The sequence below is a fragment of the Acidiphilium sp. PA genome (assembly GCF_026191915.1).
Classification (GTDB): Bacteria; Pseudomonadota; Alphaproteobacteria; order Acetobacterales; family Acetobacteraceae; genus Acidiphilium.
In genome coordinates, this window is record NZ_JAIMBY010000009.1 from 67,905 (window position 1) to 88,449 (window position 20,545).

The window sequence follows — 20,545 nt, forward strand, 5'->3', positions numbered from 1 at the left end:
CACACACCGCGTCTGATGACTGACCCCCTCAGCATCCGTCCATAAATGCCAATACGGCACACGCGGCGTCTCGTCCGTCATCCGATCTGCTCCGATGGTGGGTGGGGGTGCGGCTGAGGCAAGGGGAGGGCGACCCAGGCCAGATCAGCGGAAAGTCCGAGGCAGCGCCCTCCCCTTGCCTGAAACTAGCGGGTTCTAAGGGCTCCGCCCTTAGCGGGGTCGAGGGGCAGAGCCCCTCGCCTTCTTCACCCCAACCCCCGCCCCCGCCCGCCATCGGCTCAGGGCCGGTATGGCAGATACGGGTGGGTGGAGCTGAGCGGGTGCGTGAACAGGCTATTAGTGCCATGGATTGTGGTACCGAACGTTATCAGCAGGAAGCCGCCGGCGAGCGAAAAGTTTTTCAGGAAATCCCAGAACAGATCACGGCCATGGCTGGTGCCTGCGTGCCAGAAATCGCCGGGCTTCCAGAACTGCTTGAACAGACCGGCGGTGGCCATGCAGTAAAGGGCCAGGATCAATGCCGAGAGCCGATCGGCGATGCCGGTCAGCACGCCGAGCGACATCACGATTTCAATGAACAGGCCTACCAGGATGGAGGCGGTAGCGAGCAGTGGTACGCTAAAAATCTGTTTTGCCTGCCCTACGGCGCCGTGAAAGTTCAGAATTTTATCGAGCGCGCTGAACGGAAAAAACAGCATGACCAGCAGGTACCGCACCGCCAGAGTGATCAGCATTGGCTCGTACCTTTATCTTGTTCCGACACGATCGGGATATGGTCGCCCCGATCATGCCGGACAAGCCAACACCCGATCACGCGGCGCGGCGCACCGGTTGATGCTGCAACAATGTGATGAAGGCTTTGTTGAAGGCCGGCAGATCATCGGGCTTCCGCGAGGATACCAAATTATGATCGACCACCACTTCCTGATCGACCCAGCGCGCGCCTGCGTTCAACAGATCGGTCTGCAGTGACGGCCAGGACGTCATGTGCCGGTCCTTGACCGCATCCGCTTCGATCAGTGTCCACGAACCGTGGCAGATCACGCCAATCGGTTTCTGCGTGTCGGCAAAATGCTTCACGAACGTGACCGCTCGCGGCATGGTGCGCAGTTCATCGGGGTTGGGGACACCGCCGGGCAGCAGCAGCGCGTCGAATTCATCGGGCTTGGTGTCGGCAAGGCTGCGATCGACTTTGACGCTGTGGCCCACATCATGATGGTTCATCCCGATGATTTCGCCATGATGCGGCGCCACCACAAACACCTGCGCTCCGGCGTCCTTGAGTGCCTTCAGCGGCGATTCCAGTTCCGCAAGTTCAAACCGATCCGATGCGAGGATAGCAATTTTCATTGATTCGAGTGTCATGCGACTCTCCTTTTTCAGAAACAACAGGCTTCTGAAGGTCAGAACCGCAGGCCAGAGATGCAAGCACTGATCCGCGAAGTGTCCGATTGTTCACCCGGCGGATGGGTGGATCGCACCAAGCCTATTGTTGCCCACGCAGCAGCGCCAGAATGCTGTCCAACTGACCCAGGTTCTCATAAGCAAGGTTGACCGAGCCACTTTTACCGTTGAATTTGATCCGCACCCGCAACCCGAGGAGTTCGACCAGCTCACGCTCCAACATGCGCGTGACCGAATTCACATCTGCCCCCAGCGGTGCGGGCGGCGCCGGTTTCGGTGTCATCGCCGCCGCGACCATCGCCTCGGCCTGGCGCACCGTCATCCGGTTCGCAATGATCGCGCGCGCTCCGGCCTGCGGGTCCGGATGCTGCATCAGCGCGCGGGCATGTCCCGCACTAAGATCACCCGATCGCAACGCCGTTTGCACGTCACCCGGCAGGTTCAAAAGGCGCAGCATATTCGTGATATGCGGACGGGATTTGGCAACGGCAGCCGCCAGATCATCCTGGATCATACCAAATTCATCGAGCAACCGCTGATAGCCCTCGGCCTCCTCGATCGGGTCGAGGTCCTGACGTTGCAAATTCTCGACCAACCCGGCCGCCATCGCGTCCGTGTCGGAAAGGTCCCGCACCAGCACCGGCACTTCGTGCAGCCCGGCGCGCTGTGCCGCCCGCCAACGCCGCTCTCCGGCGATAATCTGATACTGTCCTGGCTGCCCCGGAAACGACCGCACCAGCAAAGGCTGCAAAACACCACGCGATTTGAGAGAGGCGGCAAGTTCCTCCAGCGCATCCTCATCCATCGCCCGGCGCGGCTGAAACGGGCCGGGGTGCAGACTGGCAATCGCCAGATAACGCGCCCCGTCCGCCGATCCGATGCCGGCATCCATCGCCGTGTCTCCCATCAACGCGGCCAGACCCTTACCCAGTCTGCGCGGCTGTTCCTTCAAACCCATATCACGCCGCCCCCAAGCTGGCCGGCAATGTCTGCCGTCGCAAAAACTCCACCGCTAGGCTTACATAGGCCTGCGCCCCCGGCGATCGATAATCATACAACAGCACCGGCTTGCCGTGGCTCGGCGATTCCGTCACGCGGATATTGCGCGGAATCGCGGTCTCGAACACATCGGCCTTGAAATATGCCCGCACATCGTCCGCCACGGCCTGCCCCAGATTGTTGCGCCGATCGAACATCGTCAGAACCACACCTTCCAGGGCCAGGCGCGGATTGAGCGTGCGGCGTACCAGATTGATCGTTCGCATCAACTGACTGATCCCCTCCAGCGCAAAGAACTCGCATTGCAACGGAATCAACACCGAAGACGCTGCAACCAGAGCGTTCAATGTAAGCAGGCCCAAGCCGGGTGGGCAATCGATAAACACATACCCAAACTGCCCATCCAACCCCGGCTCGGCCAACGCCCGTGCGATCAGATGTTCCCGGGAGTCGACCTGCGCAAATTCCAGATCGGCGCCGATCAAATCCTCAGTCGCGGGAATCATGAGCAAACCCGGCACCTCGGTCGGCAGCACGAGCGAGGCGGCGGGCGCCTCCCCTGTCAACAAAGCGTAACTGCCCAGCCCACGCTCGTCAGCCCCTATACCAAAGCCGGTGCTGGCATTGCCCTGCGGGTCCATGTCGATCAGCAAGACCCGCTCACCACTCGCCGCCAGCGCGGTCGCCAGATTGATCGCGGTCGTGGTCTTGCCGACCCCGCCCTTCTGATTGGCAATGGCGATAATCTTAGCCTGCACGGCGCACCTCGGAAATGCGAAGAATCATGGCGTCCGGGTCCGTCTGGCTGGCAAACCGCTCCACCACCATCCGCCAATCGGCCGCCGCCGCCGCGATCTCGGCCTCGGCATTGCGACCCTTCATGAACAAACAAACCCCTCCGGGCGCCAGCAACGGCACGGCATAGACCAATAAATCGGGCAGCGGCGCCAAGGCCCGCGCCATGACCAACGCGACCGGCGCAATCCTCGCCATCTCGATCCGCTCCGCCACCACGGTTGCGCTCAATCCCAATGTCGCCACCATCGTTTGCAAAAACGCGGCCTTGCGACGATCCGCCTCGATCATCGAGACATGAATATCCGGCCGTTCGATCGCAACCACCATGCCAGGCAACCCGGCACCCGACCCCAGATCGATCGCCCGCGTCACCCCCGCCGGTATCAGCGGCACGATCTGCCGCGAATCCAAAATATGCCGCTCCCAGATCGCCTCATCGTTCGCGTCCTTGCGCGCGATCAGATTGATCTTGTCGGTCCATTTTTTGATCGACGCCGAATAGGTCCGAAGTGGTTCATTTGTTTCACGTGAAACAAAGGTCTCAGAACGGACCTTTTTATCGCCCGCCGTCAGCATCAAGCCGCCAACGCGGGAGATTTGCGGAGCGCCGCGAAAATCGCCCCCATCGCCGCCGGTGTCATGCCTTCCAGCCGCCCCGCCGCCCCCAGCGACGCCGGTCGCACCCGCTCCAGCCGACCGACCAGCTCCGCCGACAAGCCGCCAACCAAACGATAATCGAACGCCGCGGGAATGCTCACGGCCTCATCCTTCGCTCTCGCCCGGATCTCGCCAGCCTGTCGGTCCAGATAGCCAGCATACAGCCGATCAGCCGCGACAATATGTGCCGCCGCAGCCCCTGCCGCCTCGCCGCGCTGCGCCAGATCGACCGCTTCCCGCAGCGCTACGAACGCCGCCTGTCGCTTGGTCCCGACGCACCCCCAGCCGATCCCCAACGCCGTCAGCCGCAAATCCGCGTTATCCGCCCGTAAACTCAACCGATGCTCCGCGCGCGACGTGAACATCCGGTACGGTTCGGTCACGCCCCGTGTCACCAGATCGTCGATCATGACCCCGATATACCCCTCGGCGCGCCCCACCGTTACCGCATCGAGGCCGCCGGCCCGCCGCGCGGCGTTGAGGCCGGCCAGAATGCCCTGCGCCCCCGCCTCTTCATATCCGGTGGTGCCATTGATCTGCCCGGCCAGATACAGTCCCGGCAGCGCCCGCAGCGCCAGCGCATGATCGAGCGCACGGGGGTCGACATAATCATACTCCACCGCATAACCCGCCCGCAGCAGGATGGCCCGTTCCAGGCCCGGCATGGTGTGAATAAACGCCTCCTGCACCTCAGCCGGCAGGCTGGTCGAAATGCCGTTCGGATACACCGTGCCGTCATCAAGTCCCTCAGGCTCCAGAAACACCTGATGGCGCGATTTATCGGCAAACCGTACCACCTTGTCCTCGATGGAGGGGCAATAGCGGGGTCCAACCCCTTCGGTTCGGCCGCCATACACGGCCGAGCGATGCAGGTTGGCGGAAATGATGGCGTGCGTGGCCGGCGTGGTTTCAGTGATCCGGCAGGAAATTTGCCGATTGGTTACGGTGTGCGTCATCAAGCTGAACGGCACCGGCGCCGTCTCGCCCTGATCCTCCGGCAGGTGGTCCCAATCGATCGAACCGCGATCCAGCCGGGCCGGTGTGCCAGTTTTCAGCCGCCCGAGTGGCAGGCCGAAGGAGAGTAACCGCGCCGCGAGCGCGTTCGACGCCGCGTCGCCCACCCGGCCACCTGCTTCGGTCCGCTCACCGAAATGCAGCACACCGCGCAAAAACGTCCCCGCGGTGAGTACCGCGGCACGACAGGCGAGCCGCTGGCCGGAACCCGTGATGACCGCGCGCAACGCGCCATCGGGACCAATCTCGAGATCCGCCGCCTCACCTTCCAGCACCGTCAGACCATGCTGGGCCGCGATCATATCCTGCATCGCCGCGCGATACAGCGCGCGATCCGCCTGCGCGCGCGGCCCCCACACAGCCGGCCCTTTGGTGCGGTTGAGCATTTTGAAATGGATGCAGGCGGCATCCGCCGCGCGGCCCATCAGCCCGTCCAGCGCATCGATCTCACGGACCAGATGCCCCTTTCCGATGCCGCCGATCGCCGGGTTGCACGACATCTCGCCGATGCGATCGGCGCGATGCGTCAGCAGCGCCGTCCGCGCCCCGACGCGCGCCGAAGCCGCCGCTGCCTCGCAGCCCGCATGGCCGCCCCCGATTACCACAACATCGAAGTCCATATCATTCACGTTCATGCCGGCCCTATAGCATCATTTGCCGATGCAGAAGCTGGAAAACACCTGATCCAGCACATCCTCAACCCCAATGACGCCAACCAGCCTCGCCAACGCATCGGCGGCCGCCTGAAAATCGGCCGCGCGCAACTCGGGTTCGGCAACCGCCCTCGCCCGCTCTAGCGCCGTTGCCATGTCGCGCAGGCAGGCAATCTGACGCGGTCGTGGCAATGCAGGCCCGGCGCCGCGTGCCACCAACGCGGCGACGTGGTCGGATAGCACGGCAACCAGCGCCGATACACCGGCACCGGTATGCGCGCTCACCGCCAAGGCACCCGCCGGACACGCAGCAGCCAGATCGGCCTTCGTCGCAACCAGCAACGCGGGCACACCAGCCGGCGCCGCCGGCACCACGAAATCCGGCGCGGCTGCGCACACGATCAGAAAATCCGCGCGCCGCGCATGGGCCTCCGCCCGGCGGACGCCCTCTGCCTCGATCGCATCCACCGTCTCGCGCAAACCCGCGGTATCGACCAGCCGCACCGGCACGCCGCCAAGGTCCAGCCGCACGCCGATTGCATCGCGCGTGGTGCCCGGAGTGGCGGAAACGATGGCGACATCCTCACCCGCCAGCGCATTGACCAACGTGGATTTTCCCGCATTCGGCGCGCCGAGCACCACGATATCGATACCCTCGCGCAACCGCTCGGCCGCGACGCCCGCGCCGATTGCCGCCCCGATGTCGTGGCGCAATACATCGATCTCCGCCAGCATCGCCGCTTCGACCTCCGGAGGCAGATCCTCATCGGCAAAATCAATCAGCGCCGCCTGCCGTGCCATCAACCCGACCAGACGGTCCCGCCAGGCCACGATCGCGGCACTCATTGCACCACCGGCCTGATCGAGCGCCAGAACCCGCTGCGCCTCGGTCTCCGCAGCGATCAGATCGGCAATACCCTCCGCCTGCAACAGATCGAGCTTGCCATTGCCGAACGCACGCCGGGAAAATTCGCCCGGTTCCGCCGGCCGCGCGCCAAGCGCGATCAACCGCGCGGTCAACGCTGCCACGACGGCCCGGCCGCCATGGGTATGCAATTCCGCATAATCCTCGCCCGTGACACTCGCTGGTCCGGGAAACCGGATGAGCAATCCCTGGTCGATCAGCCGGCCCGCACCATCGTGAAAGCGGCGCACACTGGCACGGCGCGGCGGCGAAAGCGCACCGCTCAACGACTGCACGATCGGATCAAGCCCCGCTCCACTCAGCCGCACCACCGCGATCGCACCACCAACACCACTGGCGGTCGCGAAAATCACATCGGTCATTTCGCCGGCGCCACCTCGGCCGGCAACATCAATTCGGGAATCGGCCTTCCATCACGAATATCCTCGGTCAACACACGGTCCACCGCCACCGTGTCCGCCACACGATACCAGGTGCCACGCGGATAAATCACCAACACCGGACCATGCTCGCAACGGTCGAGACACCCCGCCGCGTTGATCCGAACCCCGGCCAAACCCAACTCCTTCGCCCGCGCCTTCATGTAATCCCGCAGCTTCTCCGACCCCTTCTCGCCACACGATCCCCGCGGATGACCCGGCGGACGATGGTTGCCACACACAAACACATGGTGACGAAAATAAGCCGGCGGGATCGCGTCATCGGTCATCATGTGCACTCGCGCTTTCGGTGTTGGCTGCTATCTATTAGGGGCGGACGTGGTGAGGACGGTAAGCAAGCAAGGCCAGGGGCTCTGCCCCTGGACCCCGTTAAAGGCGGAGCCTTTAAAATCCATTAGTTTTAGGCAAGGGGAGGGCGACCCAGGCCAGATCGACGGAAAATCCGAGGCAGCGCCCTCCCCTTGCCTAAAACCACCGGGTTCTAAGGGCTAAGCCCTTAGTGGGGGTCGAGGGGGCAAAGCCCCCCGCCTTGCTTGCTTACCATCCCCAACACAACCCTACCCTACCAGATACCATCCAACATCGGAAAGTCCGTGGACACATGACCAGTAATACGCTTGCCGCTGCTTCGTCGCCTTACTTACTGCAACATGCCGACAATCCGGTGCATTGGCAGATGTGGTTGCCGGCGACGTTGGCGCGGGCGCGTGAGGAGGGCAAGCCGATTCTGTTGTCGATCGGGTATGCGGCCTGTCATTGGTGTCATGTGATGGCGCATGAGAGTTTCGAGGATGTCGAGACGGCGGCGTTGATGAACGAACGGTACATCAACATCAAAATCGACCGTGAGGAGCGGCCTGATATCGACAGTATCTATATGGGTGCGTTGCAGGCGATGGGCGAGCAGGGTGGCTGGCCGCTGACGATGATTCTGACGCCGGATGGGGCGCCGATTTTCGGGGGGACGTATTTTCCCCCCGAGCCGCGCTGGGGCAGGCCGTCGTTCCGCCAGGTATTGGCGGGTGTTGCGGAGGCGTGGGACAAGGATCGGGAAAAATTGCTGATCAGTGGTGCGGCGCTGATGCGGCGGGTGACGCGCCAGGCGGAGCCTGCGGCGGGCGGGCGCTTGGCACCGGCCGATCTTGAGTCGGTGGCGGAGCGGTTCATCGCCATGGTGGATTGGGAGGATGGCGGGTTGCGGGGTGCGCCGAAATTTCCGAACCCACCGATTTTCCGATTTTTATGGAGCGAATATGCCCGCTCCGGCCGGCATGAAGCGGGCGCGGCGGTGGCGTTGATGCTGGCGCGGATGGCGCAGGGCGGCATTTACGATCATGTCGGCGGCGGGTTCGCGCGCTATGCGACGGATGAGGCGTGGCTGGTGCCGCATTTTGAGAAGATGCTGTACGACAATGCGCAGATCCTTGACCTGCTGGCATTCGCGCACGCTGCCGAGCCTGATTTGTTGCTCGCGGCGCGGGCGGACGAGATCGTGACGTGGCTGACCCGCGACATGCTCGCCCGCCACGACGCGGCGCCGGATGGTGCGATGGCGTTTGCATCATCCGAGGACGCGGATTCCGAGGGGGTTGAGGGCAAGTTCTACGTATGGACGCGCGATGAAATTGCCTCGGTACTGGGCGACGATTTCGCGCGTTTCACCGACCATTACCCTTGCCCTGCGGCGGGCAATTGGGAGGGGCACATTATTCTGACCCGCGCGACGCATCCCGAGGAGGACGCCGTCGAGCAGGATCTCGCGACGTTGCGCGACCGCTTGCGCGTGGCACGTGACCAGCGGGTGCGGCCTGGGTGGGATGACAAGATTCTGGCGGATTGGAACGGGCTGACGATTGCCGCCCTGGTTCACGCCAGTGCGGTGTTCGGCCGCGGTGACTGGTTGGCGCTGGCAATGCGGGTGTTCAGGGCGGTGGAGGCGCTGCTCGGGCGGCCGGATGGGCGGTTCGATCATGCGTATCGACGCGGGGCGGTTTCGGCGGCGGGGCTGCTCGACGACCAGGCCGGGATGCTGCGCGCGATGATCGGGCTGTATGAGGCGACCGGCGACGCATCGTATATGGCGCGGGCGGAACGTCTGGTTGCGCTGACGGCAGCGCATTTCGGCGACGGTGCGGGTGGGTTTTACGCCAGTGCGGACGATGCGGTGGATCTGCCGGGCGGCATGCGGCCGCGCGCCGCGACCGACAACGCGACGCCGGCCGGCGCGGGGCTGATGGCGGAGGCTTATGCGCGGCTGTATCATCTGACCGGCAAGTCCGCCTATCGGGACGCCGCGGCGGCGCTGGTGAGCGCGCATGCCGGCGAGCGGCGCAATCTGCCGGCGTATCCGACCATTCTGGCGGCGGCGGCGCTGTTGGAGGAAGCGATCGTGGTGGTGCTGACCGGCGCGCGGGAGGATGCGCGGTTCGAGGCGTTGCATCTTGCGGCGCGGGCGGGGTTCGATCCGGCGGTGGTGATTCTGCCGGTGGGCACGACGGCGGATTTACCGGCGGATCATCCGGCGCAGGGCAAGACCAGTGGTGCGCCGGCGGCGTTCGTGTGCCGTGGGCAGGTTTGCAGCCTGCCGGTGCATGATGCGACCGCGCTGCGGGCGGCGATGGGTCGGGGTGATCGTGCGCCGGAGTAGCGAAGGCTGCATTTTTGTAACAAAGGCGCAAAAAGCGCTCTGTCTCCGAGGTGCGGGTGTTGGAACCGGCGTGTACCCGGCTCGGCCCGGTTCCGATCCTGCGCGTTTCCGCGTAGAACGGCCCGAATTGATAGGGATGTCTGACATGATTGATGAAGCCACAATTCGCGCCCGGATCGGCCAGTTTCGCGCGGCAGACGGGGCGGTGGTGCCGCCGGCGATGATCGACAGCGTTGCGGTGCGCGATGGGCTGGTGCAGGTGGCGCTGGCGGTGACGCGGGCCGAGGCGCCGCGGCTGGAGCCGCTGCGGCTGGCGCTGGAACAAAGTCTGTCGGCCCTGGAGGGCGTGCGGAATGCGACGGTGATGCTGACCGGGCCGCGCAGCGCGGCGGCGCCGGCCGAGCAGGCAGCGCCCGGGTTGCTGAGCCAGGTGAAGTCGATCATCGCCGTGGCATCGGGCAAGGGCGGCGTGGGGAAATCGACCGTCGCGGTCAATCTGGCGGTGTCGTTGGCAGCCAGGGGGTTGAGCGTCGGGCTGCTGGATGCGGATATTTATGGACCATCGCTGCCGCGCATGCTGGGAACCAGGGGCAAACCCGCGATGGAGGGCAGCAGGCTCGTGCCGGTCGAGGCCTGGGGGTTGAAGGCGATTTCGATCGGGCATGTGGTAGCCGAGGAAACCGCGATGGTATGGCGCGGGCCGATGGTGCTGAATGCGCTCATGCAGTTGATGACGCAGGTGGCGTGGCCGGCGCTCGATGTCATGGTGATCGATCTGCCGCCGGGCACCGGAGATATCCAGCTTACATTGGCGCAGCGGTTGAAACTGACCGGGGCGGTGGTGGTTTCGACGCCGCAGGACATCGCGCTGCTCGATGCGCGGCGTGGGGTTTCGATGTTCCAGCAGGTGCGGGTGCCGGTGCTGGGCATTGTGGAGAACATGAGTTTTTTCTGCTGCCCGAATTGCGGTACGCGGACCGAGATTTTCGGCCACGGCGGGGCGCGGGCGGAAGCGGCGCGGATCGGCGTGCCGTTTCTGGGCGAGGTGCCGCTGCTGCCGGCGATTCGCGAAACATCGGACGCGGGCACGCCGATTGCGGTGAGCGCGCCGGGCAGCGAGGCGGCGCGGGCATTTATGGCGGTGGCCGAGGCGGTGATGGCGCAGATGGGCGGCGAGCGCACGGCCGGGCCGCGTATCGTGATCGAATGAGGCGATGGCGGCGATCGGGTTTTATCATCTGACCCGGACCGATGTGGCGGCTGCCTTACCCGCTTTGCTCGGCCGTACCCTTGCGGCGGGGCAGCGCGCGGTGGTGCGGGCGACGGATGCCGGCCTGATCGAGGCGCTCGATGCATCGCTTTGGCTTTCGGCCAATCCGGATTGGTTGCCGCATGGCACGGCGGCAAGCGGGTTTGCCGCGGATCAGCCGATCTGGCTGACCACAGGGGCGGATGTGCCGAACGGGGCGAAATTTCTATTTCTGGTCGATGGTGCCGCCGCCGATTTGGCGCGGTTCGAGCGGGTATTCGATCTGTTCGATGGCAATGACGCGGCAGCGGTGGCGGCGGCGCGGGTCCGTTGGCCGGCGGCAAAGGCGGCGGGGCACGAATTAACCTACTGGCAGCAGACGGATCGGGGTTGGTCGCGAAAAAATTAGGCGGATCTTAAATATTTTGGGTGATCATCGCGGCAGGTGACCAAGAGGGTCTTATGTCGGTGGTGGATGCGGAAGCGTTGTTCGATATCGGGAATCGCCACGATGCGTGTGGCGCGTTCGATGCTGCTGCTGCGGCGTTCGATGCGTGTGCGGCGCTGGTACCGGACAATACCGCGGTGTTGGTCAATCTCGCCAATGTATTGGTGAAGGCCGAACGGTTCGGCGAGGCCGCTGCGGCGTATCGGCGATATCTTGCGGTGGTGCCGGGGGATGTCGATCGCTGGTTCGCATTGGGCAACGCGCTGCGTCAGGCGGGATCGTTGATCGAGGCGGTCGGCGCTTATGTGCAGTGCCTGCGCCTCGCGCCATCGTTCGGGCCTTGCCATGTCAATCTGGCGGGCAGTTTGCGGGCGCTCGGGGTGTTGGATCAGGCGCAGATCATGGCGGAGACGGCGGTTGAGCTGATGCCGCGCGATGTCGACGCGCTCGCCTGCCTGGCGGGGCTGCTCTACGATCAGGGTGCGTTCGAGGAAGCGGTAGAGCGGTACGGTCAGGCGCTGGCGGTGGCGCCGGGACACGCCGGGGTGTTGAGCAGCCTGGCCAACGCGTTGCAGGGAGCCGGGCGGCTGGATGCGGCGCTGGTGGTGCACGAGCGGGCGTACGCGACGGCGCCGGATCAGGCGGATTATCGGTACAACCGGGCGCTGAGCCTCCTGGCGGCCGGCGATTATGAGCGCGGCTGGGCGGAGCATGAGTGGCGGCTGCGGCGGACGCGGGCGATGAACGGCGCCATCGACCGGGGTGAGGCGTGGGATGGCGGCAGCCTGGCCGGGCGGACGATTTTGCTCCATGCGGAACAGGGGTTCGGCGATACGATTCAGTTCGTGCGCTACGCGCCGATGGTGGCGCGGTTGGGCGCGCGGGTTGTGCTTGAAGTGCCGGCGCCGCTGGTTCGGTTGATGGGGTCGGTGGCCGGCGTTGCGCAGGTGGTGCCGCGGGGCGAGGCGGTGCCGGCGTATGACACGCATTGTGCGCTGATGAGCCTGCCGTGGCGGTTCGGGACCGTCGTGGCGACGGTTCCGGCCGCGATCCCGTATCTGGCGGCGGATGATCGGGCGGTGACGGATGCGGTGATTGCGCCGCTGGCGGGCCAGCCGGGGGATCGGCGGCCATTGGTCGGGCTGGTGTGGGCGGGTGGCACGCATCTTGACGATATGGATTCGCATCTGATCGATCGGCGGCGCTCGATTCCGGCGGCGGCGCTGGCACCGTTGGGCGAGGTCGGACTTGTGCGGTTCATGTCTCTGCAAAAACCGGCGACGACGATGCCGGCCATCGATATGATCGACCCGATGCCGTGGGTCGAGGATTTTGCCGACACCGCGGCGGTGATTGCGCGGCTCGATCTGGTGATCGCGGTGGATACCGCCGTCGCGCACCTGGCCGGGGCGATGGGCAAGCCGGTGTGGTTGCTGTCCCGCTACGATGGTTGCTGGCGCTGGGGCGACCGGCAGAGCGAGACGCCCTGGTATCCGCGGATGCGGATTTTCCGCCAGGCGGCGCCGCTCGATTGGGACGGGGTGATCGGCGCGGTGGTCACCGCGCTCAACGCCTGGGCAGTGAGCGAGCGGAGCGCAGGCTGATGCGGCGGGCTATGCGGGGGTGCATCCGTTGGTTCTGGTCAAAGCTGGCTGGACCGTGCCGGCGTTGCGGCCTTGGGCGATTGCAGCCAGCCGATCAGGGCCGGGGCTGCGAGGATGAGACCCAGCCCGTTCCAGATCAGAAACTCCGTGTTGGGCAAGCCGGAAATCAGGATGCTGCCGAGGGCACCGATGGCGAGTGCCGCGCTCGGCAGCCAATCACGCCAGTCGCGCACGGCTGGCATATCCCGCGCTGCGAGCCGCCAGAGGGCGACGACGACGGGTACCGCGAAAATCGCGAACGGCGCGTCGCGGTAGCGCGGGTCGAACACCAGAAATGCCTGGACGATCGCCGCGGTGAACACGAAGCCGAACCAGACATGATCGAACCGCCGCGCCGCCGCGGTGCGCCAGGGAAAACGTCCGGCCAGCGTGCCGCGCAGCAGCCCGATCGTTTCGGCACCGCCGGCTGCCGGCAGCGCGGCGCCGAGCACGGCGCGCCGCACCGCGAACCAGGCGAGCGCGGCCTGCGCGGGCAGGTTGACCAGCGCGCAGACGATCAATGCATCGTCATAGAGAATATGCCAGGTGACCGCGCCGGCGTATGCCAGCGCGTTGCCGAGCCCGAACGCGAGCGCGATGGCGCCGGATTTGGACGCCCTGCCGATGATCGCGAGCCCGACCGCGAGGATGATCGCGATGCCGGCGTAAAGCGGCCAATGGGGCATTTCGACCACCGGGCCGGAGAGCGGGAATTTAGGAGCGCGCTCGGCGTTCCAGATGCCCCAGTTTGCGCCGGCGATGCCTTCGTCGTGATATTTCCAGTTCTGGTCGAAGGCTTCGATCAGATTGTAATCGACGTGATCCCGGTCCGCCAATGTCACGAATTTGCGAAGAAACACCGCCTCGTTGACGCGGGAGGGCGCCGCATCACCGCGCCAGCGACCCCGGCTGGGCCAGCCGGTTTCGCCGACCGAAATCCGCTTGCCGGGGAACAGTGCTTCGGTTTTCGCGATGGTGCGGCCGATCCGAGCAATTGCGGCATCGACGTTGACCGGCCGGTTCTGCCAATAGGGCAGCAGATGGATCATCACGATATCGACGTGCTTGGCGACTTGCGGAAACGCGAACCAGAAACTCGCGACATCGGCGTAGGCGACCGGTTGTTTCACCCGCGCCTTTACGTAATCGATATCCTTGATCAGATCAGATGGGGACAGATCCCGCCGCAGCAGCACCTCGTTGCCGACGACCACTCTGGTATCGGTGTGCGGATGGGCGTTCGCCTGGGCGATGCCCGCGGCCATTTCGCGCGCGTTATCCGCTTTGTTCGAGCCGAGCCAGATCCCGACCCAGACTTTCAATCCGGCCTGTTTCGCCAGCGCGCCGATATCGTAATCGCCCTCAAGCGAGGAATACGTCCTGATCCCGTCCGCATGGCGTGCCACCAGCTTCAGGTCCTGCGTCACTTGCGACGCGGTGGGGAAGCTTTTGGTCAAGGGCGATTGCCAGGCGCGGAACGGCGCGTAGGACACCGAATGAAATCGCGCATCCGGCATCGAAACGCCGGCCGCCTGCGGCCGGTTGGGCCAGTACCAGGCGGCCAGTGTCAGCAGGCCGAAAATGAACACCAGATAAGGTCTTGCCGATCGCATCGGGCGCAGGCTTACAGGAGCGGTGGCACGGCGAACAGAGCCTGGCATCAACCCGCCGCGGGATCATCTTCCCGGCCGATAAACAAGATGGCACCGGTGGTATCCGCGCGGATCACGTACAGAAACGGATGAGCCGCGTTAAATATGATCGGTGGCGGCGCATCGGGGTTTGCCGCTGAAGCGGAAACTGCCTCCGTCCCGGTCGCCGCCATTGCTTTCGTGCCTTTTTCGTCGACAGTAATCGCCGCCTGCTGGACGACATCATCGAGCACCAAGGGGGCGTTTCGGTCGTCGGCTATGCCGGTAAAATTGGCGCCGGGTGAAAAAGCGGCCGGCATGCCGAGCGATTTCAGAACATTGGCCAGTCGGATCTGGCTGTGCGCGGCGAAACGCGGCATCGTCACGACGACTTCAGGGGGATTTTCGGAGATTTCATTCTGCATCTTTAACCAGCGATCGAGCTCGGCGGTACTGAGTCCGGCCTCGATACGGTCGAGCGCGGATGCCTGATTCGGCAGGATGATGATCATCGATGCCGGGCCATCATAGTCGAAGCCGCAGGATTTTTACGCCGTTGGCCTGGGCGATCAGCAATATGCCGGTCTGGTGCATCATCGGCACCAGAACCGACCGCGACCTCGCCACATGGAACGGTCCTGGCTTGGTCAGAGTTTTTGTCGAAAATCTCCTCGATAAACCAACGGGCCCGGAAATAGACCCCGTTGGTCAAAATCATGCGGGTCCGGGGTGACAGCGTGTCCGGATCGATCAAATGATCGATCCGCCAGGCCGTCGCCCGTTTGACCCATTGGTTGATCCGGGCGGCCGCTTCCGCCGGTTGACCGAAATCCACCCGATCGACCCTGCCGGCGAAATCCTGCTTTACTGCTGCGATGTAGCGCGCCTCGACCGGGTCATACGCGGAAGTCCAGACCGCGTTGGCGGCATGGAAATGAAAATCCATCGGCTGCTGCCCGCCAAACATATCAATCGGTGCGAAATCTTGGCCGAACCACGATTGCAGGCGGGGTCCGGCGCTGCCGCCGTCGATCCCGTTGAGATGCAGTACACTGGCGATCTGCGCCGCGGTATTTGCGCGGGCACCGAGTTACGCCATTCCGATCGCTGAATAGAGGCTGTAGGGTGAGAAAAATAAATTGCCTGGATGGTGGCGCACCTGGGCAAACACGTCGAATGCAAAGTGGGTCTCGGCGCGCACAAGCGGAGGAACCGGCTTCGGCGCGGCCTGCGCGGGGGCCGCTACGGCAATCAGGCATGCGGCCGCGACCGCTGCCATCATGGGAATCAATGTCAAGGACGCCTCCGCTGTTACGGCTCAGTGTGAAAGGATTGATCCCACATCGTGATAAGACCCTCCACGCCGAACCCGGGAGCACGCACAATGTCCGCCGATGGACTGACCGATGCCGCCATCCGAACCATCCTGACCACCACACGCCGCGTCGCCCTGGTCGGCGCTTCGGCCAATCCGGCACGGCCGTCGAACGAAGTGCTGCGTAGTCTGCTCGTCCGCGGCTACGACGTCACGCCGGTCAACCCCGGCCTCGCCGGACAGACATTGCACGGCCGCGTCGTCGTCGCCTCACTCGACGCCGCAGCCCCGCTCGATATGGTCGATCTGTTCCGCGCATCCGATAAAGTCCTGCCCGCCGTGCGAGATGCCATCCGCCTCGGCGCCCGAACCATCTGGATGCAACTCGGTGTGATCAACCACGAGGCCGCCACCCTCGCCCGCAACGCAGGACTGACAATCGTAATGAACCGCTGCCCGCTGATCGAAATCGCCCGGCTTAGGATCGCGGAGAGGTGAGGGAGAGTAAGCAAGGCGGGGGGCTTTGCCCCCTCGACCCCCACTAAGGGCTTAGCCCTTAGAACCCACCAGTTTTAGGCAAGGGGAGGGCGACCCAGGCCAGATCAGTTGAACCACCGGGGCAGCGCCCTCCCCTTGCCTAAAACTAATGGATTTTAAAGGCTCCGCCTTTAACGGGGTCCAGGGGCGGAGGAGCCGAAGGTTCCAGCGATGCTCTTCATCGCTGGAATGGCTCCGGAGGGAGAGCCCCTGGCCTTGCTTGCCCTCCCTCACCTCACTCCACGGTCCCGCGCCGGATGATATCCGCGCCGAATTTGGCGCGGATAGTGTCCATGGCTTGTTGCCGTGCGGCGCGGCGTGGGCTTTCCTGGTCCATCAGGTCGCCGTGGTCGGCGAGGTTGGCGGGCACCAGCCGGGCCGCGCCGATGCCGATCAGCCGGAATGCGGGTCCGGCGGCCTGGTGCACGATGGGTTTGGCGGCTTCGAATATGGTTTCCGGCAGCTGGGTGGGGGCGGTCAGGCGGATGGCGTGGGTGTGGGTTTCGAAGCGGGCGGTTTTGAGTTTCAGGACGAGTGCGGCGGCGGCGAATTGTTCTGCGCGCAGGCGCCGGCCGAGTTTTTCGCAGAGCGGCCAGAGGGCGCGGCCGAGCAGGATGGGGTCGGTGATGTCGTTCCCGAAGGTGGTTTCGGCGCTGATCGATTTGGTTTCGCGTACGGGGTCGACCCGGCGGTTGTCTTCGCCGCGGGCGCGGGCGACCAGGGCTGGCCCGTCATCGCCCAGGCGCTCACGCGCGGTTCGTGGATCGAGCGCGGCGAGCTGGCCGATCCGCGTCATGCCCAGGGCGGCGAGTTTGCGGACCAGGGCGGGGCCGATGCCGGGCAGCGTTCCGAGCGGTTCCGGGGCGAGGATCGCGGCGGTATCGGCGCCCAATATGGCGAAGCCGCGCGGCTTGTCGCGCTCGGCGGCGAGTTTGGCGCGCAGGCGGTTGGCGGCCAGCCCGATCGAGACGGTGACGCCGACCTGGGTCTCGACATCGCGGGCGAACCGGCTGAGCACGGCGGCGGGCGGTGCGCCGTGCAGCGCTTCGGTGCCGGCGAGGTCGAGGGCCGCCTCATCGATCGAAAGCGGCTGCACCAAGGGGGTCAGGCGTTGCATCATGGCGCGAATTTCGCGCGCGACGGCGCCGTATTTTGCCAGATCGGGGCGGATCACGGTGGCATCCGGGCAGAGTTTCAGGGCCTTGAACATCGGCATCGCGGACCGCACGCCGGACAGGCGCGCGACGTAGCAGCACGCGGCGACGACCCCGCGTGTGCCGCCGCCGACGATCACCGGCCGGTCGCGCAATTCCGGCCGGTCGCGTTTTTCAACGCTCGCGAAAAACGCATCGCAATCGATATGCGCGATCGCCAGCGTGGCTAGCTCGGCATGGCTGATCAGACGCCGCCCGCCGCACTGTGGGCAGGCGCCACTGAGTTCGGCGCCGGGTTGGATCAACACGGCATCGCAATCGCGGCAGAGCGTGGGCATCGGTGCCGAGGGTAAGCCAAGTCGTTGGGCTCGTTAATGGGCGGAAATCGTCTTGCCGCCGGTCGGGGGAGAAAAAGGCTTCTTTTTTGCAAAAAAGAAGCAAAAAACTTTTTTTATCTGGGCTGTCGGTGCGTCCGCTTGGCTCAGGAGTGGTCCTTGGTGGTTGCGACCTGGCTCATTTCCGGTGTTTGGGCCTGGCGCACCAGCCAACGGAGGTCGCGATAGCCCATTGCGCCCGGTACGCTGCTCTGTCCGATGTAGACCATCGGTACTTCCTGGATTCCGAGGGTTGCACCGCGCTGCAAGGCGGCATCCACGGCGCGGACGGTTGCGGAGCGGGTAAGGTCGCGCATGAAGCGGGGCACGTCCAGGCCCAGCTGGGCTGCATCCGCCCGGAGCAGTGGCAGGGTGGGCAGGGCGGCTTGACTCATGAGGAGGGTCTGCATCGCTTGGAACCGCCCCTGTTGCCGCGCGGCGACCAACGCCTGGGCGCCGAGCTTGCTCTGCCAGCCCAGAATCGGCACGTCGATCGGGACGTAGCGGATCTGCTTGTCCCGTGCGATCAAACGCTCGATCCGCCGGTTCATGGCGCGGCACGGGCCGCATGACGTGTCATAGAAATCGACGATGGTGATCGACCCGTTCGGGTTCCCGAGGACGACATCCCCCGGCCGAACCAGACTTGCCGCGGAAACGATGCCGGCGATCGGGGGTGCTGCTTTCGCACCGCCCATCATACCGACCATCACGACCATAACCGTTGCCAACCACCCGCGTGCTCGCATGACAAGCCTCCAATAAACCATCTATCATCATCCGAAATGACAACATGTTCCAGTTTTTGGTGATTGTCTTTATAAAATAATTTAATCTCTCTGCGTGAGTAACTCCGGCTTTTTACGCGCCCCGGTGGTACCCTACCAAGGGTGAACAGCGCCTTAACGCACTCGAAAATTGTTTAACTTGACGTAAGCGGCAATCGGCTCAACGATCACGCGAGGAGGATCATCATCATGAACGTCACCACCCGCATCGCGCCCGGCGCGAGCCCGCATCCTGGCATCAGTGCCGAAGAATGGCAGATCCGCTGCGATCTGGCCGCGCTTTATCGGCTCGTCGCGCATTTCAAGATGACCGATTTCATCTACACCCATATCAGCGCCCGTCTGCCCGGACCCGATCATCATTTTCTGATCAACGACTACGGCACAATGTTCCATGAGATGCGCGCCTCCGATCTCGTGAAGATCGACCTTGAGGGCAATCGCATCGAAACCCCCGGGATCACTGCGGCGAAGGTCAATCAGGCGGGGTTCACCATCCACTCCGCCATCCATATGGCGCGGCCGGATCTGATGGCCGTGATTCACACCCATACCGCCGCCGGCATCGCGGTTGCGGCGCAGGAACAGGGGCTGCTGCCGATCAGCCAGCATGCGATGAAATTCTATGGCTGCCTGTCCTATCATGGCTATGAGGGCATCGCGCTCGATCTGGATGAGCGGGACCGCATCGTTGCCGACCTCGGCCAGAACAAGGCGATGATCCTGCGCAACCACGGCCTGCTGGTGGGCGGGCGGACCATTCCCGAGGCGTTCCACGAAATCTATTTCCTCGAACGCGCCTGTCAGGCGCAGGTCGCCGCGCTGTCCGGCGGGGCCAAGCTGGTGATTCCGCCGCGCGAGGTTTGCGAGCACACCGCCGCGCAATTCGCCCGCGACACCGATAACCGCATGGCGCATTACGAAATGGCCTGGCAATCCGCCTTGCGCCTGATCGAGGCCGACGGCGACTATCGCACCTGAGCGGGCGACCCGGCGCCGATCGCGGTGATCAGCCGGGGAAGACCACGGTTTTGCTGCCGCTGATGAAGACGCGCCGTTCGAGGTGGAACAGGACGGCGCGGGCCAGCACGCGGCGCTCGATGTCGCGTCCCTTGCGGACCAGGACTTCGGGCGTATCGCCATGGGAGATGCGTTCGACGTCCTGTTCGATGATCGGGCCTTCATCGAGCGCGGTGGTGACGTAATGCGCGGTGGCGCCGATCAGTTTGACGCCGCGGGCATAGGCCTGGTGATACGGTTTGGCGCCTTTGAAGCCGGGCAGGAACGAATGGTGGATATTGATGCAGCGGCCGGCGAGTTTGGCGACCAGCGCGTCCGACAGCACCTGCATGTAGCGGGCGAGGATGACGAGTTCCGCGCCTGATTCGCGCACGAGGCGCCAGATTTCGCCCTCCTGTTCCATTTTGGTGTCCGGCGTGATCGGCAGATGGTGGAACGGAATGCTATCGAGGTCGAGATGTTCGTAGGTGCCGCGTTCATGGTTGGCGATGATGCCGGCGATGTCCATGGGCAGTTCACCGGTGCGCTGGCGATAGAGCAGATCGACCAGGCAATGATCGAAGCGCGACACCAGGATCATGGCGCGTGGCCGGTGCGTGGGGTCGGTGATCGCCCAGTTCATGCCGAACTGGGAGGCGATGGGGGTGAAGTCGGCCGGCGGCAGGGTGGTGCCGGGGTCGAGCGGGGCGAAGACGACGCGCATGAAGAACTGGCCGCTGGCGCGATCGTCGAATTGCTGGGCTTCGCGGATGTCGAACCCGTGTTCGTAAAGAAAATTACCGACCGCGCCGACGATGCCGGGGCGGTTGTGGCAGGACAGGGTCAGGATGGCGGTGGTCATGGGTCGGC

The 20,545-nt window shown here is 64.4% G+C and carries 20 protein-coding genes and 1 pseudogene; 6 read left to right on the plus strand and 15 right to left on the minus strand.

The genetic code is table 11. The annotated features are described in order from the left end of the window. Positions 1-278: 278 nt before the first annotated feature. The 8 genes from AruPA_RS12205 to AruPA_RS12240 form a co-directional block, all read right to left on the minus strand. Positions 279-734, minus strand: a complete 456-nt coding sequence (locus AruPA_RS12205; protein ID WP_265636985.1) for a DoxX family protein — start codon at positions 732-734, stop codon at positions 279-281. 76 nt (positions 735-810) lie between these two features. Beyond that, positions 811-1,365 carry a type 1 glutamine amidotransferase domain-containing protein gene (locus tag AruPA_RS12210; RefSeq protein ID WP_265636986.1) on the minus strand — a complete coding sequence of 185 codons (555 nt, stop codon included), beginning with the start codon at positions 1,363-1,365 and terminating at the stop codon, positions 811-813. Positions 1,366-1,486: 121 nt separating this feature from the next. Further along, positions 1,487-2,362, minus strand: a complete 876-nt coding sequence (locus AruPA_RS12215) for a ParB/RepB/Spo0J family partition protein (RefSeq protein WP_265636987.1) — start codon at positions 2,360-2,362, stop codon at positions 1,487-1,489. A gap of 1 nt (position 2,363) precedes the next feature. Continuing rightward, on the minus strand, positions 2,364-3,161 hold the full coding sequence (locus tag AruPA_RS12220) for a ParA family protein (protein WP_265636988.1): 798 nt from the start codon (positions 3,159-3,161) through the stop codon (positions 2,364-2,366). After that, a complete protein-coding gene (gene rsmG, locus AruPA_RS12225) occupies positions 3,151-3,777 on the minus strand; it encodes a 16S rRNA (guanine(527)-N(7))-methyltransferase RsmG (protein WP_265637058.1) in 627 nt (208 codons plus the stop codon). The genes AruPA_RS12220 and rsmG overlap by 11 nt, the downstream gene beginning before the upstream one ends. Beyond that, the gene (gene mnmG, locus AruPA_RS12230) at positions 3,777-5,507 is read right to left on the minus strand and encodes a tRNA uridine-5-carboxymethylaminomethyl(34) synthesis enzyme MnmG (RefSeq protein ID WP_265636989.1); all 1,731 of its coding nucleotides are present in this window, start codon (positions 5,505-5,507) and stop codon (positions 3,777-3,779) included. Before mnmG ends, rsmG begins: the two co-directional genes overlap by 1 nt. A 15-nt stretch (positions 5,508-5,522) precedes the next feature. Further along, positions 5,523-6,812: a tRNA uridine-5-carboxymethylaminomethyl(34) synthesis GTPase MnmE gene (gene mnmE, locus AruPA_RS12235; RefSeq protein ID WP_265636990.1), complete on the minus strand. Its 1,290-nt coding sequence runs from the start codon at positions 6,810-6,812 to the stop codon at positions 5,523-5,525. Beyond that, complete coding sequence (locus AruPA_RS12240) at positions 6,809-7,159, minus strand: ferredoxin (RefSeq protein WP_265637059.1); 351 nt, start codon at positions 7,157-7,159, stop codon at positions 6,809-6,811. The genes mnmE and AruPA_RS12240 overlap by 4 nt, the downstream gene beginning before the upstream one ends. Positions 7,160-7,491: 332 nt before the next feature. Between AruPA_RS12240 and AruPA_RS12245 the strand changes: the two genes are divergently transcribed. The 4 genes from AruPA_RS12245 to AruPA_RS12260 all read left to right on the plus strand — a co-directional run bounded on the left by AruPA_RS12245 (position 7,492) and on the right by AruPA_RS12260 (position 12,838). Beyond that, on the plus strand, positions 7,492-9,537 hold the full coding sequence (locus AruPA_RS12245; protein ID WP_265636991.1) for a thioredoxin domain-containing protein: 2,046 nt from the start codon (positions 7,492-7,494) through the stop codon (positions 9,535-9,537). 145 nt (positions 9,538-9,682) lie between these two features. Then, positions 9,683-10,747: an Mrp/NBP35 family ATP-binding protein gene (locus AruPA_RS12250; RefSeq protein WP_265636992.1), complete on the plus strand. Its 1,065-nt coding sequence runs from the start codon at positions 9,683-9,685 to the stop codon at positions 10,745-10,747. Between the two features lie 4 nt (positions 10,748-10,751). Beyond that, positions 10,752-11,195 (plus strand): DNA polymerase III subunit chi, encoded by a 444-nt coding sequence (locus AruPA_RS12255; protein WP_265636993.1) that lies wholly within the window; start codon positions 10,752-10,754, stop codon positions 11,193-11,195. A gap of 53 nt (positions 11,196-11,248) precedes the next feature. Continuing rightward, a complete protein-coding gene (locus AruPA_RS12260) occupies positions 11,249-12,838 on the plus strand; it encodes a tetratricopeptide repeat protein (protein WP_265636994.1) in 1,590 nt (529 codons plus the stop codon). 38 nt (positions 12,839-12,876) lie between these two features. Here the strand turns inward: AruPA_RS12260 and AruPA_RS12265 are convergent, their stop codons facing one another. The 4 genes and pseudogenes from AruPA_RS12265 to AruPA_RS12280 all read right to left on the minus strand — a co-directional run bounded on the left by AruPA_RS12265 (position 12,877) and on the right by AruPA_RS12280 (position 15,805). Then, entirely contained in the window at positions 12,877-14,490 is a 1,614-nt protein-coding gene (locus AruPA_RS12265; protein ID WP_265636995.1) for a glycosyl hydrolase family 17 protein, read from the minus strand. Between the two features lie 47 nt (positions 14,491-14,537). Continuing rightward, positions 14,538-15,020 (minus strand): serpin family protein, encoded by a 483-nt coding sequence (locus AruPA_RS12270; RefSeq protein ID WP_265636996.1) that lies wholly within the window; start codon positions 15,018-15,020, stop codon positions 14,538-14,540. Then, a pseudogene (locus AruPA_RS12275) lies at positions 15,017-15,586 on the minus strand (serpin family protein); the annotation flags it as partial. The gene AruPA_RS12270 and the pseudogene AruPA_RS12275, both read right to left, overlap by 4 nt. A 12-nt stretch (positions 15,587-15,598) precedes the next feature. Then, the gene (locus AruPA_RS12280) at positions 15,599-15,805 is read right to left on the minus strand and encodes a hypothetical protein (RefSeq protein ID WP_265636997.1); all 207 of its coding nucleotides are present in this window, start codon (positions 15,803-15,805) and stop codon (positions 15,599-15,601) included. An 87-nt stretch (positions 15,806-15,892) separates the two neighbouring features. Here AruPA_RS12280 and AruPA_RS12285 point away from each other — a divergent pair, with 87 nt between their 5' ends. Beyond that, positions 15,893-16,321 (plus strand): CoA-binding protein, encoded by a 429-nt coding sequence (locus AruPA_RS12285; protein WP_265636998.1) that lies wholly within the window; start codon positions 15,893-15,895, stop codon positions 16,319-16,321. 274 nt (positions 16,322-16,595) lie between these two features. Here the strand turns inward: AruPA_RS12285 and AruPA_RS12290 are convergent, their stop codons facing one another. Then, on the minus strand, positions 16,596-17,852 hold the full coding sequence (locus AruPA_RS12290; protein WP_265636999.1) for a DNA polymerase IV: 1,257 nt from the start codon (positions 17,850-17,852) through the stop codon (positions 16,596-16,598). A 143-nt stretch (positions 17,853-17,995) separates the two neighbouring features. Further along, the gene (locus AruPA_RS12295; RefSeq protein ID WP_265637000.1) at positions 17,996-18,637 is read right to left on the minus strand and encodes a thioredoxin domain-containing protein; all 642 of its coding nucleotides are present in this window, start codon (positions 18,635-18,637) and stop codon (positions 17,996-17,998) included. Positions 18,638-18,865: 228 nt separating this feature from the next. On the opposite strand from AruPA_RS12295, the gene AruPA_RS12300 reads away from it, so the two are divergent. After that, on the plus strand, positions 18,866-19,657 hold the full coding sequence (locus AruPA_RS12300) for a class II aldolase/adducin family protein (RefSeq protein WP_265637001.1): 792 nt from the start codon (positions 18,866-18,868) through the stop codon (positions 19,655-19,657). Between the two features lie 28 nt (positions 19,658-19,685). Here AruPA_RS12300 and purU read toward each other — a convergent pair whose 3' ends face one another. Further along, positions 19,686-20,537, minus strand: coding sequence for a formyltetrahydrofolate deformylase (gene purU / locus AruPA_RS12305; RefSeq protein ID WP_265637002.1), 852 nt, complete (start codon positions 20,535-20,537; stop codon positions 19,686-19,688). Positions 20,538-20,545: the final 8 nt, after the last annotated feature.